Genomic DNA, 17,122 nt, shown 5'->3' with positions numbered 1-17,122 from the left:
ACCCCGGTCGTGGCGCATGTGTCGTCACGCTCTGGAGTCGACGATTCGGTCACGCCCCGGCGTCCATCGTGTGAACCACAGCCTCCCTCGACTACGGTCCCTCCGGCGTGGCGGGGCGAGATCGGCCCGGCCGGAACAGGAGAGGTCTTCAGTGCGGATCAAACGAGGATTCGTGCTGGCAGCGGCCGTGCTGACCAGCGCGTTGGTGGTGGCGGGCTGTGCTCGCGACACCGGTTCCCCCCAACAGGGCGGGGATGCCGCGAGCACCGAGTGCACGCGCAACGCGCCTCCTGCGGCGGGTGGCGTCGCGGCGACCCCGGCTCCGGTCGCGCCCAACGCCGACGCCAGCGCGCTGAAGGTGGGCCTCGCCTACGACATCGGCGGCCGTGGCGACCTGTCGTTCAACGACTCGGCCGCCGCAGGCCTCGAGAAGTCGATCAGCGACCTCGGCCTGCAGCAGGCCAACACGCGTGAGCTCGCCGCCGCCGAGAACGAGAGCGAGGACGCGGCGGCCACCCGCCTGCGCCAGCTCGTCGCGGACGGCTTCAACCCGATCATCGCGGTGGGCTTCAAGTACGCCACGGCCACGCAGACCGTCGCCGCCGAGAACCCGACGGTGCAGTTCGCGATCGTCGACGACGACACGGTCGACCTGCCGAACGTCACGCCGCTCGTCTTCGCCGAGGAGCAGGGCTCGTTCCTGGTCGGTGCCGCGGCGGCGATGAAGACCCAGTCGTGCCACATCGGCTTCGTCGGAGGCGTCGAGACGCCGCTGATCCAGAAGTTCGAGGCGGGCTACGTGGCGGGCGCCCGCGCCGTCGCGCCGGACATCCAGGTCGACGTCGACTACATCAGCCCGGCCGGCGACTTCACCGGCTTCAACGACGCCGCGCGCGGCACCGAGGTGGCCCGCGGCCAGCTCGACTCGGGCGCGGACATCGTCTACCACGCGGCCGGCGCGTCGGGGCAGGGCGTGTTCGAGGCCGTCAACGGGGCGAACACCCCGGAGGCGCCGAAGTTCGCCATCGGCGTGGACTCCGACCAGTACAACACCGTCGCGCCGCCGGTCAACGAGGTGATCATGACTTCGATGGTCAAGTCCGTCGACGTCGCGGTGTTCAACTACATCAACGCGGTGGCCGCAGGCGACACCGGCGTACTGCCCGAGGCGTTCGACCTGTCCGTGGACGGCGTGAGCTACTCGACGTCCGGCGGCATGGTCGACGACATCGTCGGCGACCTGGAGGCCTACAAGGCCGCGATCATCAGCGGTGAGATCCAGGTGTCGAGCACGCCGTAACGGGCGCGTTCTCGCATGAGGCACCATCAGGGGCCGGGACCACGCATCCCGGCCCCTGTCGTCTCCCCGCACGCCCCAGAAGGGCTGGAGGAATGGTCGTAGCCGACAACCCACCGGCTGACGGCGAGCACGCCGTCGCGCTGGCCGGGATCACGAAGCGCTTTCCCGGCGTGGTGGCCAACCGCGACGTGTCGCTGCAGGTGCGCCGCGGCGAGGTGCACGCGCTGTGCGGTGAGAACGGGGCCGGCAAGTCGACCCTGATGAAGATCCTCTACGGGATGCAGCAGCCCGACGAGGGCACGATCTCGGTGAACGGCGAGGTGGTGCGCTTCCGCTCGCCCGCCGACGCGATCCGTGCCGGCATCGGCATGGTGCACCAGCACTTCATGCTGGCCGACAACTTCACCGTGGCCGAGAACATCCTGCTCGGCGCGGAGGCGATGCACGGCATGGGAGCCGCCGCCCGGCGCCGCATCGCCGAGCTGGCGAGCACGGTGGGGCTGCAGGCCCCGCCCGACGTGCTCGTCGAGCGGCTCGGTGTGGCCGACCGGCAGCGCGTCGAGATCCTCAAGGTGCTCTACCGCGGGGCGCGCACCGTCATCCTCGACGAGCCGACCGCCGTACTGGTGCCGCAGGAGGTGGACGAGCTGTTCGCGACCCTGCGCGCGATGCGGGCGGAGGGCTACACGTTCGTCTTCATCTCCCACAAGCTCGACGAGGTGCGCGCCATCGCCGACACCGTCACCGTGATCCGGCGCGGAGACAGCGTGGGCAGCGTCGACCCGAGGTCGGTGACCAGCCGCCAGCTCGCCGAGATGATGGTCGGCAGCGAGCTGCCCAGCCCCGAGACGCGGGATTCCACCGTCACCGACCGCGAGGTCCTGCGCGTCACCGGGCTGGCACTGGAGGCCGAGGGCGGCGGGCGGCCGGTGCTCGACGGCGTGGACCTCGTGGTGCGGGCGGGCGAGGTGCTCGGCATCGCAGGCGTCGAGGGCAACGGGCAGACCGAGCTCGTCGAGACGATCATGGGCATGCGGCGGGCGAGCGGCGGCACCGTCGTGCTGGCGGGCAGGGACATCACCCGGGCGCACACGTTGCAGCGGCGCGAGGCGGGCATCGGCTACGTGCCGGAGGACCGCACGCGCCACGGACTGCTCGGCACCCAGCCGCTGTGGGTGAACAGGATCCTGGGCTACCAGAGCCGCAAGCCGATCGCCTCGGGAGGCCCGCTCGGCCTGCTCGACCGGTGGGCGGCGCGCCACGACACCGAGCGCATCGTCCGCGAGTTCGACGTCCGCACACCCGGCGTCGACGTGCCCGCCGCCGCGCTGTCGGGCGGCAACCAGCAGAAGCTGGTGGTCGGTCGCGAACTCTCCGGCGACCCGGTGCTGCTGATCGCCGCCCACCCCACCCGCGGGGTGGATGTCGGTGCGCAGGCCGGGATCTGGGACGAGCTGCGCCGCGCCCGGGCGCGAGGGCTCGCCGTGCTGCTCGTCAGCGCCGACCTGGACGAGCTGATCGGGCTGTCGGACACGATCCAGGTGATGCTGCGCGGGCGGCTCGTGGCCGACGCCGACCCGGCCACCGTCACACCCGAGGAACTGGGGGTCGCGATGACCGGCGCCGGCGCGGAGGAGGATCGGTGACGCGCGTTCGCACGGTACTGCTGCCGCCCGCACTGGCGATCGTTTTCGCCGCGCTGCTGTGCGCGGTGGCCCTGCTGATCACCGGCGACTCGCCGCTGACCGCGCTGCGGGTGATGATCACCCAGGTCGGTGCGGGCACCACGGCGGTCGACATCGTCAACAGCGCGGCGATCTACTACATCGCCGGCCTCGCGGTGGCCATCGGCTTCCAGATGAAGCTGTTCAACATCGGCATCGAGGGCCAGTTCCGCGTGGCCGCCTGCGTGGCCGCGATCGTGGGCGGCGCTCTCGTGCTCCCGCCGGTCGTGCACGCACTCGTCATCATCGTGGTCGGCGCGCTGACCGGAGCGCTCTGGGCGGCCGTGCCCGCGCTGCTGAGGGCCTACCGCGGGGTCAGCGAGGTCATCTCCACGATCATGCTGAACGCCGCGGCAGGCGGCCTGATCGCCTACCTGATCAGCACCGACTCGTTCGGCGTCCTGCAGGGCAACAACATCTCCACCGACCCGATCGAGCCCAGCGGCCACGTCCCGGGAGTGTCGTTCGGCGACGCCGGCACGATCTTCGGGATGGTGTTCGTCGCGGCCGCGCTCGGGCTCGCGTACGGGTTCATGCTCAACCGCACCCGGTTCGGCTTCGAGCTGAAGGCGTCGGGCGAGTCCCCCACCGCGGCGACCGCGGGCGGGGTCGACGCGCGGCGGATGGTTCTCGTGGCGCTGCTGCTCTCCGGGGCGATGGCCGGGCTGGTCGGGTTGCCCGAGCTGCTCGGCCGCGATTTCGCCTACACGCTCACCTCGCCCCAGGGCTACGGGTTCACCGGGATCGCGGTGGCCCTGCTCGGGCGCAACCACCCGGTCGGCATCGCCCTCGGCGCATTGCTCTGGGCGTTCCTGGACAAGTCCGCGCTGGCCCTGGACAACGTCGGGGTGCCGCGCGAGATCGTGCTGATCATGCAGGGGTCGGTGGTGCTGTCCGTGATCGTGGCCTACGAGATCGTGCGCCGCTACGAGCTCGCGGCGGAGCAGCGGCGCGTGGCCGCGCAGCTGCGGACGATCCCCGCCACGCCGGCGGAGGTCTCGTCATGACCGCCCTCGGTTCTTCGCCGGTGTCCGCGCCCGAGGCCGGGACCCGCCGACGGCTGCCGGGCTGGGCGCGCGCCGCGCTCGTCGTCGCGATCGGGGTCGGGATCCTGGCGATCACCACCACGCTGACCGGCCAGGTCCAGCTCACCTCCAGCGGCACCACCCAGGCCGCGGTGCGGCTGTTGCTGCCCATCCTCTTCGCGGCGCTCGGCGGGCTCTGGGCCGAGCGCTCGGGCATCATCAACATCGGCCTCGAGGGCATGATGATCCTCGGCACGTGGGGCGCGGCCTGGGCCGGTTTCTACGGTGGGCCGTGGGCGGCCGTGGTCGGTGGCCTGGTGTTCGGGGCGCTGGGCGGCGTGCTGCACGCGGTGGCCACGGTGACGTTCGGCGTCAACCACATCGTCTCCGGCGTCGCGATCACGCTGCTCGGCTTGGGCGTCACCCAGTACCTGTCCACCCTGATCTTCCTGCCGCTGTCGCAGAACCCGCGGCAGTCGCCGCGCATCGAGGGCTTCGAGGAGTTCTCGATCGAGCCACTGGCCGGCTGGCTCGCGTCACTGGAGGACGAGCAGCGCGTGCTGCTGTCCGACGCGGCCGGGCTGCTCGGGGGACTGGTCACCGGCCTCAACCCGCTGGTGATCCTCGGGTTCCTGCTCGTACCGGTCAGCTATCTGGTGCTGTGGCGTTCGCGCTTCGGGCTGCGGCTGCGCTCCTGCGGGGAGAACCCGGTGGCGGCCGAGTCGCTGGGCGTGCAGGTGTTCCTCTACAAGTACACCGCGGTGATCATCTCCGGTGCGCTCGCCGGGCTGGGCGGCGCCGCGCTCACGCTCAACCCGGGCCAGCTCGGCTACCTCGAGGGCCAGACCGGGGGCCGCGGCTACATCGGCCTGGCGGCCATGATCTTCGGCAACTGGCGGCCCGGCGGGCTGCTGGCCGGCTCGGCCCTCTTCGGCTACGTCGACGGTGTGCAGCTGCGCGCCGGCGGGGAGGCCGTGCACGCGCTGCTCTACGCCACCACGATCGTCGCCGTCGTCGTCGCCGTGTACTGGGCGATGCGGCGCAGCTGGCGCTCGGCCGTGATCGCGCTCGCCGCGGGCGCCGTCGTCTACGGGGTGTACATGGTGATCCCCGAGGTGCCGCGCGAGTTCGCCGCGTACGCACCGCAGCTGGTCACGCTGCTCGTGCTCGCGGTGGCCTCGCAACGGTTGCGGCCACCCGCTTCCATCGGCTCCGAGTACCGGAGGGGGCAAGGTGGCTGATCCGGACTGGCCGTCCCTGCGCGACGCCGCCGTCGCGGCCGCCGGGGCGGCGTACGCGCCGTACTCGCGGCTGCAGGTGGGCGCGGCCGCCGTGTGCGACGACGGCCGTGTCGTCATCGGATGCAACGTCGAGAACGCCTCGTACGGGCTCGGCCTCTGCGCCGAGTGCACGATGGCCGGCCAGCTGCGCCTCACCGGCGGCGGCCGGTTCACCGCCGTGGCCTGCCGTTCGGGCACCGGTGAGCTGCTGATGCCGTGCGGACGCTGCCGCCAGGTCCTCTACGAGTTCGGCGGCCCCGACTGCCTCCTGGACACTCCCCGCGGCATCCTGCCGCTGCGCGAGGTACTACCCGACGCGTTCGGCCCCGAGGACCTTCCGGCCTGACCCGACCCGGTGCGCATGGGGTGGGCCGACCCCTTCGGAATAGGGTCGGCCCGTGAACGCGATCGACGTCATCCAGGCCAAGCGGGACGGGCACCGGCTCAGTGACGAGCAGGTCGACTGGGTGGTCGCGGCCTACACGCGCGGGGACGTCGCCGACGAGCAGATGTCCGCGCTCGCCATGGCGATCCTGCTCAACGGCATGGATGCCGCCGAGATCTCCCGCTGGACCCAGGCGATGATCGACTCCGGCGAGGTGCTGGCACTGGGCGACGTCGGCCGGCCGCTGGTGGACAAGCACTCCACCGGCGGCGTCGGCGACAAGATCACGCTGCCGTTGGCGCCGCTCGTCGCCGCGTGCGGCGCGGCGGTGCCGCAGCTGTCCGGGCGCGGACTCGGGCACACCGGCGGCACGCTGGACAAGCTTGAGTCGATCCCGGGCTGGCGCGTATCGCTGTCGGAGACCGAGATCGCGGCCCAGCTCGCGGACGTCGGCGCGGTGATCTGCGCGACGACCCCGACCCTCGCCCCCGCCGACCGCAAGCTGTACGCGCTGCGCGACGTCACCGGCACCGTCGAGTCGATCCCGCTCATTGCCAGCTCGATCATGAGCAAGAAGATCGCGGAGGCGACGGGCGGGCTGGTCCTGGACGTCAAGGCCGGCTCCGGCGCATTCATGAAGACGCCGGAGCGCGCCCGGGAGCTCGCCGAGACGATGGTCGCGATCGGCGCCGCCCACGGCCTCCCGACCACCGCGCTGCTCACCGACATGTCGGTGCCGCTCGGGCGGGCCGTCGGCAACGCGCTGGAAGTGGCCGAGTCGGTCGAGGTGCTGCGCGGGGGCGGGCCGCCCGACGTCGTCGAGCTGACGGTGGCGCTGGCCCGCGAGATGGTGGCGCTGGCCGGGATCACCGGTGTCGATCCCGCCGAGGTGCTCGCCTCCGGTGCCGCGTACCCGGTCTGGGAACGCATGATCGCGGCCCAGTCCGGCGACCCGGACGCGCCGCTGCCGGTGGCCTCGCACGTGGAGCAGGTGGTGGCCGACCGGTCCGGCGTGCTCACCCGCCTCGATGCGCTCGCCGTCGGCGTGGCCGCGTGGCGGCTCGGCGCCGGGCGCGCGCGCAAGGAGGACACCGTCCAGGCCGCCGCCGGCGTGCGGCTGCTGGTGGACGCCGGCGACGCCGTCGATGCCGGGCAGCCGCTGCTGGAACTGCACACCGACACCCCCGACAGGGTCGCCGGCGCCCGTGCGGCGCTGGACGGCGGCGTGCTGGTGTCCGACGAGCCCGCGGCGCGCCCCGCGCTGATCACGGACACGATCCGCTCCTGACGCTCGGCGCACCGGTGCTGACCTCGCGCCCGGTTGTCGCCATGATCATCGGTCTGGCGCAGTAGCGGCGACATGTCGCCGCGGGTGCACCCATTTGGTGATCACGGCCCCGCGCTCGCACCGGCTGCGAGGGTGATCGTCGTTCCGGTGCGGAGGCGGCAGCATCTCGCCGCTCGTGCGCCCGTCCGCCGATCACGGCGTTCAGCCTCAGCCGGTCCTTGTCGTGCTCTGGGTCACCGGGCCGCCGGACAGGACGCCGCCCACCTGGACCTGGGGGCTCACCTCCGCGTCCACGGCCACGAGCGGGCCGTCGACCACGCCTCCGACGAGCCCCGCGAGGAGGCCGTCCCCGCCGAGGAGGCCGGTCGGACCGACGAGCCCGTCGACGAGGGCGGTCAGCGGACCGCGGGGCCGCTCGGCCTCGGTCCGACGGGCCTGCCCGGGCACGGTCCCTTCGGGCGCGCGGGAGACGGCCGAGGACGGGGCGGCGTGGGTCGAGACCGCGGGTTCGCCCGCGCCCCCACCCGCGTGCGGCCTTCCTGCGTCCGGTACGTGATCGCGGCTGGTCGTTCCCGGGAGGCCACCGCTCGCGTCGTCGGCCGCATCACCGCCGAGGGTGTCCCCGCGCCTGGTCCCGTCGGGGCGGGCACCGGTGCCCGTGTCGCCACGGAGGTCGCTGTCGACGCCGCCCGAACCCGCGAGCGGGGCTTGCGCGGCCCCGTCGGCGCGGGCCTCGGTGTGGTCGCCGTCGGTGTCGTCGAGCCCCGTGCGGTCACGGGGGTCGGTGGGGGCGAGGGTGCCGGCGACGAGGTCGTCGGCGCGGAAGGTGTCCTGCCCGGCATCCATGGCCGGCGCCTCGGAGAGCTGGTCCGGATCCGGACCGCGCTCGTCGGCCGTGGTGGTCTCGTGGGCGTGCGCCGTGGTGCCCGCGGCGGCGGTGAGGGGCAGCGCCGCGAGTCCGGCGACCCCCACGCGGACGAGAAGTCGTGCGTGCCGCATCTCGATCCTCCTGGTCGGGAACGGGCGGCGGCCCCGGGCTCCGGGGCCGCCGCCCGGGGGGATTTCAGTCCTGCACGATCCCGGAGTTCGAGCTGTCGTGGTCGGAGCTGCCCTGCTGGACCGGGCCACCGGAGAGGATCCCGCCGAGGTTGAGCTGCGGGTCGGCCTCGAGGGTGCCCTCGACGAGGTCGCCCGCCTGGGACGCCTCGTGGTCGCCGCACCCGGACTGCAGGATCCCCGAGTTCGACGCGTCGCTGCGGCTGTTGTGCTGGGCGACGGGGCCGCCGCTCAGGATGCCGCCGAGGTTGAGGGCCGGGGACGACTCGATCCCCAGGTCGGCCAGGCCTCCGTCCTGCGCGGCGCTGTGGCCGTCGCAGTCGTGGCTGCGCTCGTGCTCGCCGGCGTTCGCGAGGCCGGCCGCGCCGAGGCTCAGCGGCAGCACGAGCGCCCCGACGGCGACGGCACGACGCACGGTGACGGAGAGGGTGTTCGGCTTGCGGTACATGGGGAGTCCTCCTGCGAGTGAACGATTCCCGGTCGAGTGGCTGTCTGTGATCAACCGGCGACAGCAAGTTAGCGAACGCGCCCTCGCGCTACCCGAACGGGATCTCCGAGAGCGCTCTCGGCTGTCGCGATAGACGCTCTCCGTGCTCGAGTCGGCACGCTGAGTTATACGGAGAGAGACCGACGCGCCGAGATTCTGTCGCTCTGCGTGATCAGTCGACTGCGTTACGTGTCCGTTACCCGGACCGGGAAACAGCGGAGATCGTCACTTCGGCGCAACCGCCCGTGCGGTCGGCACGTCCAGTGGAGGTCGACGCATGCCGTCGGCCGGGCGCGGCCACGTGGCGCTCACACGACGAGACCCCCGGTACCTGCGGGTACCGGGGGTCTCGAGGAGGCTGTGTGCGGTGTCAGTCGTCCGGGTCGTCGGTGACGGTGTCGTGGGACGACGCGCCGTTCGGGCTCTTCACCGTGACCTTGCTGCGCGACCGGCGGGGGGTCTGGCGCGGCGGGGGCGGCGGCATCTGGTGCGTCGACGGCCCGCGGCCCAGGATCAGCTCCGCGAACGTGGCCATGGCCTCGTCGAGCTGGCCGGCGTTGCGCCGCTCCGACTCCGAGTTGGCGTTCTCGACGAGCGAGCGCAGCGCCGTGGCGTCAGGACGGTCGACGAGGGCGGCGTCGAGCTTGCCGAGCCGCTCGTCGAGGGTGCCGCCGAGGGTGCCGAGACGCCCGGCCATGCCCTCCTCGAGCGACTCCAGCCGGCCGGCAAGGGCCTCGAGCCGCTGCTCGAGGCCGTTGAGCGGCTCGGTCGGGTCGACGGCCGGGCGGGCGGCGAGGTCCTCGAGCCTGCGGTGCAGGCCGATGCTGGTGTCGCCGAGCAGGTTGCGCAGGCCCTCACCGGACTCGTCGACCGAGCGGACGGCGTTGTCGAGGTACTCGCGGACGCTGCGGTCGATCCCGTCGATGCGCTCCTTGATCGGCGCTCCGACCGAGGAGGGCATCGCGTCGAGGCGCATCTCGTGCCGGTCGAGGCGGCCGTCGAGGTCGTCGAGGCGCTTGTGCAGGCCGCCGAGACGGTCGTCGAGCCCGTCCATGCGGCCCGAGACGCCCTCCAGGCGACCGGCCATGCCGTCGAGGCGGCCGTCGAGCTGAGCGATCGGCTTCGCCATCTTGTCCGGCATCGCCTCCACGGCCCGCAGCACGGACGCGATGGCGGCGTCCTGGGCGTCGAGCTTGGCGACCGTCTCGTCGAGCCGCTCGGCCAGGACGCTGACCTCGGTGCGATCGGGGAGCTCGGTGAGGCGCTTGCGCACCGTGCCGAGGGCGTCCAGCGCCGCGAGGCGGGCGTGGATCTCGTCGAGCGAGTCGAAGATCTGCTGCTGCTCGCTGTCGCGGATCTCCGCAGCGCGCACCAGCATGCCGCGCATGCGGTCGAACGAGAGGGTGGAGTCATTGCTCATGGCGGCGGGGAGCTTCCTCTGAGCCGGACATCGGGCCGTGCATCGTGCGGATTGAGGGTAGCGACCGCAATGTGTCACCCGTCCGCGGCTCCCCGTTCGGAGGCGTTTACCCCGATCGGAGCAGTGCACACGGGCCGAAAGCTTCGCGTGACGGTGCGTGTTCTAGCGTGACCTCGTGCCTGCGCCGCTGACCGTCGAGACCATCCGCGACGCGCCCAAGGTGCTGTTGCACGACCACCTCGACGGCGGGCTGCGCCCCGCCACCGTGATCGAGCTCGCCGAGGCGTCGGGCTACGCGGACCTGCCCAGCTCGGACGCGCGCGAGCTCGGCGCGTGGTTCCTCGCCGCGGCGCACTCGGGCTCGCTCGTGCGGTACCTCGAGACGTTCGGGCACACGGTCGGGGTGATGCAGACGCACGACGCGCTGGTCCGGGTCGCCGCGGAGTGCGCGGAGGACCTGGCGGACGACGGGGTCGTCTACGCGGAGGTGCGATTCGCGCCGGAGCTGCACGTGGAGGGCGGGCTGGCACTCGACGCCGTGATCGAGGCGGTGCTGGAGGGCTTCCGGGTCGGTGCGGCCCGTGCGGCGGAGCGCGGCCGGCGGATCCGGGTGGGCTGCCTGCTCACCGCGATGCGGCACGCCGCGCGGTCGCGGGAGATCGCGGAGCTGGCCGTGCGCTACCGCGACCTCGGCGTGGTGGGCTTCGACATCGCAGGCGCCGAGGCCGGGTTCCCGCCCACCCGCCACCTCGACGCGTTCGAGTACGTCCGCCAGCAGAACGCGCACTTCACGATCCACGCCGGTGAGGCCTTCGGGTTGCCCTCGATCTGGGAGGCGCTGCAGTGGTGCGGTGCCGACCGGCTGGGCCACGGGGTGCGCATCGTCGACGACATCACGCTGGGCGCCGATGGCACTCCCCGGCTGGGGCTGCTCGCCGCCTACGTGCGGGACAAGCGGATCCCGTTGGAGATGTGCCCGACGTCCAACGTGCACACGGGTGCCGCCACGTCGCTGGCCGACCACCCCATCGGCCTGCTGACGTCGCTGCGCTTCCGGGTCACGGTGAACACCGACAACCGCCTGATGTCCGACGTGTCCATGACCAGCGAGCTCACCGCGCTCGTCGACACCTTCGGGTACGGCTGGGCCGACCTGCAGTGGTTCACCGTCAACGCGATGAAGTCGGCCTTCCTCGGCTTCGACGAGCGCCTGGCGCTGATCAACGACGTCATCAAGCCGGGGTACGCCGCGCTGACCGCCCCGTGAGCCGCCCGGGTCAGCCGACGGTCAGGCTGCGCAGCCGGGGCCAGATCGCGGCCCACGGCTCCTGCCGCCCGGTGCACAGCCACACGCTGGACTCCCGTGCGTCCGGCCCGCCCTCGTCGATCCTGCGCACCTCGTCGAAGTAGGGCCGCACGTCGTCGGGGGTGCGGCCGACGAAGATGGCAGAGGTCGCCGCCTCGGGTGGCGGGGGGAACCAGCCGTAGCCCCGGTTGCCGCTGTAGGCCTCGGGCAGCCCGTACTCCGTGGAGTAGCCGTCGAGGTAGGCGGCCACGATGTAGGACTGCGCCATCAGCGCGGTGGTCTCGCGCTCACCGGGCGGCAGGGACCGGTACGCGGCCGCCGCGCTCTGCGCGATGCGCGTGCCGGCGTCGTCGGACTCCGCCACGGCGTCCCACGACGCCGACAGCATGACCCCGGCCGCCGCGGCGCTGAGGGCGAAGGCGGGCCAGACGACCCACCGCCACCGCCGCGCGCCGGACTCCCGGCGCCGCTGCAGGCCCACCGCGCCCGCGGCGGCGAGGGCCGCGTAGAACCCGCCCAGGTAGTAGGGACGTCCGACGCTCACGACGAAGAAGACGTAGAGGGCGAGGAACGTGACGGCGAGGAAGCGGTAGGGACGCATCTCGTCGGCGCGCAGCAGGCGCCACACGCCGTAGACCGCCAGCGCGGTGCCGGCGATGCCCGCGCAGGCGACCAGCAGGACGGCGACGCCGGTCCGCCCGCCGTAGAGCGCGTCGGCCTCCGCCGTGACCACGGCGCCCATCTGCAACTGCGGCCACTCGTTGAGGGCCTGCCAGACCAGGGTCGGCAGCGCGATCAGCACCCCGATGCCGGCGCCGGCCCACAGCAGCGGGCGGCGCAGCAGCTCGCGCGGCCCGCAGACCAGCACGGCGAGCAGCAGCACCGCGCACAGGAGCAGGACCTGGAACTTGGTCTGGGCGGCGATCCCGGCCACGGCGCCGAGGGCGAGCAGCAGCCGGTCGTCGCGAAGCCGGACCCAGCGGACCACCAGCCAGATCAGCAGCAGCCACTGCACCGGCTCGAGCGTGTACGGGGTGAGCCAGTGGCCCGCGAGCGTGATCCAGAGGGTGGTGGCCTGCGCAGCAGCGGTGATCGTCTGCGCGCGCCGGTCGCCGCCGAGCTCGCGTGCGATCAGCGCCGCGACGAGCACCGCCGCGGCGGTGGCGAGGACGGCCGGTAGGCGCAGAGCGACGATCGAGCCTGGGGCGACGGCGTCGGCCAGCGCGGCGAGCAGGGGTGTGAGCGGGGGCTGGTCGGCCGAACCCCAGTCGAGGTGGTTGCGGCCGATGGCCAGCATGTACACCTCGTCGAACCAGTATCCGCTGCCGAAGCTCGCGGCGAGGTGCGCCACCGCGACGACCGCGGTGACCGCGAGGACAGGGCCGCGGGCGAACGGGGCGATCGGCGGAGCGTGCCGGGCCCGCGTCGCCGCGCCGGTGCTGTCCATGGTGGTCATGGTGGTCATGGTGGTCATGGTGGTCATGGTGGTCATGGAACCGGGGCGGCGCCCTCGCCCACCAGCGCCGGGGGACGGTCGAGGATCCGACGAAAGTCGGTGCCCGCCCCCACCCGGAGACGGTGATCCGCAGGCCGGGGGCCGGATACCGTGTCCGGGTGCGCCCGCAGGCGGAGGCGGGACCCGCCTCCACAGTTCACCGGAAAGCGGGGATCGCCATCCTCGTGGGCGGGGTGCTCCTCTTCGTCTCCCTCGACGTGCTCGTGTTCGCGCTCGGATCCCGCACCACCGGTCCGGCCGGTCCGTGGGCCGGCCTCGCGTTGCGGCTCGTGCTCGACCTGGCCGCGCTCGCGATCCTGCGCGCCCCGGTCCTGGTGACGGGCCTGACCATCGCCGGCGCCGCCGCCCTGCAGCTGAGCGAGCTCGTCAGCCCGGGCCTGCTCGTCGCCACCCCCGTGCTCACCGGCGACCCGCTCACCCTGTCCGTGACCCCCCTCGTGGTGACCACCGCCGTCCAGGCCCACAACCGGCGCTCCACCTGGGTGCTCATCGGGATCCTCACGCTGCTCGCCACGCGCCCGTGGGACCCGTCACTGCTGACGATCTCGCTCGGCCTGCTCGTCACCGCGTTTCCCGCATTGCTGGGCCGCTACCTGGTGGCCCGGCGCACCCTGATGGCGAACCTGCGCGAACGCGCGGAGCGCACCGACCGGGAGCAGCACCTGCTCGCCGAGCAGGCCCGTGCCGAGGAGCGGCGGCGGCTCGCGTCCGAGATGCACGACGTCGTCACCCACCGGGTGAGCCTCATGGTGCTGCAGGCAGGCGCCCTCGAGGTCACCGCACGCGACGACGCCGCCCGCCGGGCCGCGGCGGGCCTGCGCGAGGCGGGCATGCAGGCACTGGACGAGCTGCGCGACCTGGTCGGGGTGTTCGGCGGGCAACGGTCCGGGCAGTCGCCCCCGGTCGGTCCGCAGGCACCGCGTACCGACCTGGGCGAGCTCGTCGACGCCTCGGTCGCCGCGGGTGTCGCCGTGCAGCTGCACCGCACCGGGGACGCCGACACCGTTCCGGTCGCCGTCCTGCGCACCGCCCACCGCGTGGTGCAGGAGGCGCTCACGAACGTGCACAAGCACGCGCCCGGCGGCCGGGTCCGCGTGGAGGTGCGCTACGGCGCCGACCTCGTCACGGTGGCGGTGTCCAACACCGCGGCGACCGCCGATCCCGTGCTGGTCGCCAGCGGCTCGGGGAGCGGCCTGCGCGGGTTGCGGGAGCGCGTCGAGATCATCGGTGGCACGCTGCGGGCGGGCGCGCTTCCCGACGGCGGGTTCGCGGTCCGTGCGGAGATCCCGGTGGTGGCGTCGTGACGGTGCGGGTGTTGGTGGTCGACGACGAGCCCATGGTCGGCGCCCACCTGCGCACGATCCTCGGCGCGGCCGACGGGATGGAGGTCGTCGCGACGGCCGCCGACGGCGCCGAGGCCGTGGAGGCCGTCGTGCTGCACGCGCCCGACGTCGTGCTGATGGACCTGCGCATGCCCGGCGTCGACGGGATCGCCGCCACGACCCGGATCGTGGCCCTGCCCGACCCGCCGCCCGTCGTCGCGCTCACGACCTTCGACGGTGACGAGCACGTGCAACGCGCGCTGCGCGCCGGAGCGGCGGGATACCTGCTGAAGTCCACGCCGCCAGAGGACCTCGTCGCCCTCGTGCGGGTGGCGGCGCTGGGACACACCGTGTTGTCGCGATCGGCGGCTCGTCGGCTGGTCGACCGCTCGAGCGACGCGCACGCCTCCCGACGCCGGGCCGTGGCGCGCCTCGCGCCGCTGACGGAGCGGGAGCGCGAGGTCGTCGCGCTGCTGGGAGAGGGCTGTTCCAACGCCGAGGTCGCGCGCAGGCTGCACCTCACCGAGGCCACGGTGAAGGGCTACGTCTCGAACGCGCTGGACAAGTTGGGCTGCAGCAACCGCACGCAACTGGGCCTGCTGGCCCGCGAGGCGGGCCTGTAGAACGGCCCCGAATGCACCTTGGAGCCTTACTGCTGATTTTTGGCGCCCACGACAGCAGTAAGGCTCCAAGGTGCTTGCGTGGAATCTCCTGGGGGCGCGCCGCGCTGGTCAGTGACTGCGGAAGCGTGCCACCAGCTCGTCCACCAGCTCGCGGAACCGGGCGGCCTCGGCGCCGAACGGCGGGCTCGGGGCCAGGCGGGTCGGGTCGGGCCGGGTGACGAAGGAGACCAACCAGCCCAGTGCCTGGGACTCGGCGAGCGCGCGGCGCGGCTCGTCGTCGCCTGCCCAGTCGCCGACGTCGAGCAGCAGCTCCGCGGCGAGCTCCAGCTGCGAGCCGTCGACGGCGGAGGGGCCCTCGGCGAGGTCGTCGGCCAGGCCGGTGAGGGTGTAGGCGTTGAGGTCGTCGACCTCGACCTCCAGCTCGCCCACACCGGCGCGCTCGACGATCTCCGACCACGTCGAGGCCGTCACGAGGTCATGGCCCTCGGCGCCGTCCTCGCCGAGCCAACGGGCGAGGGCCCGCTCCGAGCGGAACACGTCGATCCGCCCGTCGGAGCCGAGGAACACCGGCTTGTCGTCGAGGTAGCAGCGCAGCGTGTAGTGATCGCCGTCGCGCGTGGTGATGCGGACGGGGTCGATGCCGACCTCCTCCCAGAAGCCGGGCTCGTCCGCGTCGTCGGCGCCGTCCTCGTCGGCCCCGGTGACGGTCGGCTCGTCGGCCTCCTCGACGACCTCGACCTCCTTCTCCGCGGCCGCCAACGCCGACGCGTCGACGTCGGGTGTGGAGACGAGGTCGTCGAGCGCGTCGATCACGTCGTCCCAGCGCTGCGCGATCGTCTCGACGAGCTGCGTCCACAGCCGCATGCCCTCGCGGCCGGCGAACGGGAGCGTGCCCTGGCGCAGCAGGGCGAACGCCGGGGCGGCGTCGAGCACGTCGGTGACGGTGTCGAGCTCGCAGACGTCGGCGATGGAGCGGACGATCTCGGTGATCTCGGAGAGTTCCCCGACGGTCCAGGTGTCCGGGTCCTCCGCGACGATCTCGGGGACGCCCACGATGTCGTAGCGCTGGGTGTCCTCGGGCGTCAGCTCGGCCACGGTGAGGTCGGGCACCACGGACCACGCCGGATGGTCGACGAGGTCGTGCTCGGTGACGGTGCGGACGAACGCCGCGAGTTGGGCGACCTCCGGAAAGGCGAACAACGCGTCGTCGTCGCCGAGGAAGGCCTCCCACTCCTCGCCGTCCTCCCGCCACCGCGGTGCCCACAGCGTGACGAGGTCGCCGTCGGTGAGCGAGAGCTGGATCGGGACGATGTCGCTGGCCACGGGGGGAAGCCTAGGAGAGGGTGAGCTCAGCGGCCCACGGGGTGCCACACCGTCTTGAGCTCGGTCCAGGCGCGCAGCCGTGTGAGGTCCGGTGTGCGGGCCGGGTCCGGCTCGGCGGCCGGGCGCGGCAGCACCCGCTTGACGCCGTCGGCCGCGGCCCGCTCGAGGTCGGCGGCGATCTCGGTGGGCGCCCCCACCAGGTCCAGCGCCTGCACCTCGCCGTGCGCGGCGAGCCACGGCGCGAGCTCCGCGGTGCGCCCGGTGAGCACGTTGGCCACGCCGCCGGGCAGGTCGGACGTGGCGAGCACCTCGGCCAGCTCGACCGCCGGAAGCGGGCGCTCCTGCGAGGCGACGACCACGGCCGTGCACCCGGTGGCGAGCACCGGCGCGAGCACGTCGACGAGCCCGAGCAGCGACGACTCCTGCGGCGCCAGCACCCCGACCACGCCCGTTGGCTCGGGCGTGGACCAGTTCACCATCGGCCCGGCAACGGGGTTGACCGACCCGAGCACCGAGGTGATCTTGTCTGTCCAGCCCGCGTACCAGACCCACCGGTCGATCGCGGCGTCCACGAGCGCGGCGGCCCGCTGCGGGCGCACGCCCTCCGCCGCCACGACCTCGTCGACGAACTGCGCGCGGCGTCCCTGCAACATCTCGGCGACGCGGTAGAGCACCTGGCCGCGGTTGTAGGCCGTGGCGCCGGACCAGCCGGAGAACGCGGCCCGCGCCGCGGACACCGCGTCACGCACATCCTTGCGCGAGGCCAGCGCGGCGTGGGCGCGCAGCGTGGCATCGGCGCCGGTGACGGGGTAGCTGCGGCCCGACTCCGAGCGCGGGAACGCGCCGCCGACGTAGAGCTTGTAGGTCTTGGCGACGGCGAGCCGGTCGGTGGTCACAGGGGCAGGCTACGACAGGGCGAACCGACCGGAGGGCCCGCGAGCCGCCGGAGCTGTGCGGCGGGCGAGGCCGTCGCCCGCCAGGCCGCGACCGTCGCACACACCTCCGCGGCGCCGCACACACGTCCGGACATGTGTGCGAGGTCCCGGAGGTGTGTGCGAGGGCCGAGA

The 17,122-nt window shown here is 73.1% G+C and carries 15 protein-coding genes; 9 read left to right on the top strand and 6 right to left on the bottom strand.

The window, feature by feature from the left end:
* Positions 1–172 precede the first annotated feature (172 nt).
* From CFP66_RS34930 to CFP66_RS34905, 6 genes are all read left to right on the top strand, one after another.
* Positions 173–1,300 (top strand): BMP family protein, encoded by a 1,128-nt coding sequence (locus CFP66_RS34930; RefSeq protein WP_233159964.1) that lies wholly within the window; start codon positions 173–175, stop codon positions 1,298–1,300.
* A gap of 92 nt (positions 1,301–1,392) precedes the next feature.
* Complete coding sequence (locus tag CFP66_RS34925; protein ID WP_094929605.1) at positions 1,393–2,946, top strand: ABC transporter ATP-binding protein; 1,554 nt, start codon at positions 1,393–1,395, stop codon at positions 2,944–2,946.
* Positions 2,943–4,031 carry an ABC transporter permease gene (locus CFP66_RS34920; protein WP_094929604.1) on the top strand — a complete coding sequence of 363 codons (1,089 nt, stop codon included), beginning with the start codon at positions 2,943–2,945 and terminating at the stop codon, positions 4,029–4,031. Before CFP66_RS34925 ends, CFP66_RS34920 begins: the two co-directional genes overlap by 4 nt.
* Positions 4,028–5,290: an ABC transporter permease gene (locus CFP66_RS34915; RefSeq protein WP_094929603.1), complete on the top strand. Its 1,263-nt coding sequence runs from the start codon at positions 4,028–4,030 to the stop codon at positions 5,288–5,290. Before CFP66_RS34920 ends, CFP66_RS34915 begins: the two co-directional genes overlap by 4 nt.
* Complete coding sequence (locus CFP66_RS34910) at positions 5,283–5,675, top strand: cytidine deaminase (RefSeq protein ID WP_094929602.1); 393 nt, start codon at positions 5,283–5,285, stop codon at positions 5,673–5,675. The genes CFP66_RS34915 and CFP66_RS34910 overlap by 8 nt, the downstream gene beginning before the upstream one ends.
* 52 nt (positions 5,676–5,727) lie before the next feature.
* The gene (locus CFP66_RS34905; RefSeq protein WP_094929601.1) at positions 5,728–7,002 is read left to right on the top strand and encodes a thymidine phosphorylase; all 1,275 of its coding nucleotides are present in this window, start codon (positions 5,728–5,730) and stop codon (positions 7,000–7,002) included.
* Between the two features lie 207 nt (positions 7,003–7,209).
* On the opposite strand, the gene CFP66_RS34900 is transcribed toward CFP66_RS34905, so the two are convergent.
* The 3 genes from CFP66_RS34900 to CFP66_RS34890 all read right to left on the bottom strand — a co-directional run bounded on the left by CFP66_RS34900 (position 7,210) and on the right by CFP66_RS34890 (position 9,965).
* A complete protein-coding gene (locus CFP66_RS34900) occupies positions 7,210–8,001 on the bottom strand; it encodes a hypothetical protein (RefSeq protein ID WP_143517462.1) in 792 nt (263 codons plus the stop codon).
* A gap of 64 nt (positions 8,002–8,065) precedes the next feature.
* Complete coding sequence (locus CFP66_RS34895) at positions 8,066–8,506, bottom strand: hypothetical protein (RefSeq protein ID WP_094929599.1); 441 nt, start codon at positions 8,504–8,506, stop codon at positions 8,066–8,068.
* Positions 8,507–8,915: 409 nt separating this feature from the next.
* Entirely contained in the window at positions 8,916–9,965 is a 1,050-nt protein-coding gene (locus CFP66_RS34890; RefSeq protein WP_094929598.1) for a PA containing protein, read from the bottom strand.
* Positions 9,966–10,140: 175 nt separating this feature from the next.
* Here CFP66_RS34890 and CFP66_RS34885 point away from each other — a divergent pair, with 175 nt between their 5' ends.
* Complete coding sequence (locus tag CFP66_RS34885) at positions 10,141–11,232, top strand: adenosine deaminase (protein WP_094929597.1); 1,092 nt, start codon at positions 10,141–10,143, stop codon at positions 11,230–11,232.
* Positions 11,233–11,242: 10 nt separating this feature from the next.
* Here CFP66_RS34885 and CFP66_RS34880 read toward each other — a convergent pair whose 3' ends face one another.
* Positions 11,243–12,754, bottom strand: coding sequence for a glycosyltransferase family 39 protein (locus tag CFP66_RS34880; RefSeq protein WP_233159963.1), 1,512 nt, complete (start codon positions 12,752–12,754; stop codon positions 11,243–11,245).
* Positions 12,755–12,885: 131 nt separating this feature from the next.
* Here CFP66_RS34880 and CFP66_RS48695 point away from each other — a divergent pair, with 131 nt between their 5' ends.
* Together CFP66_RS48695 and CFP66_RS48690 are read left to right on the top strand one after the other, a co-directional pair.
* Positions 12,886–14,091: a sensor histidine kinase gene (locus tag CFP66_RS48695; RefSeq protein WP_198961868.1), complete on the top strand. Its 1,206-nt coding sequence runs from the start codon at positions 12,886–12,888 to the stop codon at positions 14,089–14,091.
* Complete coding sequence (locus CFP66_RS48690) at positions 14,088–14,732, top strand: response regulator transcription factor (RefSeq protein WP_198961867.1); 645 nt, start codon at positions 14,088–14,090, stop codon at positions 14,730–14,732. Before CFP66_RS48695 ends, CFP66_RS48690 begins: the two co-directional genes overlap by 4 nt.
* A gap of 108 nt (positions 14,733–14,840) precedes the next feature.
* Here CFP66_RS48690 and CFP66_RS34870 read toward each other — a convergent pair whose 3' ends face one another.
* Positions 14,841–16,055, bottom strand: a complete 1,215-nt coding sequence (locus CFP66_RS34870) for a primosomal protein (RefSeq protein ID WP_094929596.1) — start codon at positions 16,053–16,055, stop codon at positions 14,841–14,843.
* Positions 16,056–16,081: 26 nt separating this feature from the next.
* On the bottom strand, positions 16,082–16,951 hold the full coding sequence (locus CFP66_RS34865) for an aldehyde dehydrogenase family protein (RefSeq protein WP_094929595.1): 870 nt from the start codon (positions 16,949–16,951) through the stop codon (positions 16,082–16,084).
* Between the last annotated feature and the right edge of the window lie 171 nt (positions 16,952–17,122).

The organism is Pseudonocardia sp. MH-G8 (genome assembly GCF_002262885.1).
In the GTDB taxonomy this organism is placed as follows: Bacteria; Actinomycetota; Actinomycetes; order Mycobacteriales; family Pseudonocardiaceae; genus Pseudonocardia.
The sequence above is the reverse complement of the archived record's forward strand: the minus strand, read 5'-3'. Positions and strand labels throughout refer to the sequence as shown.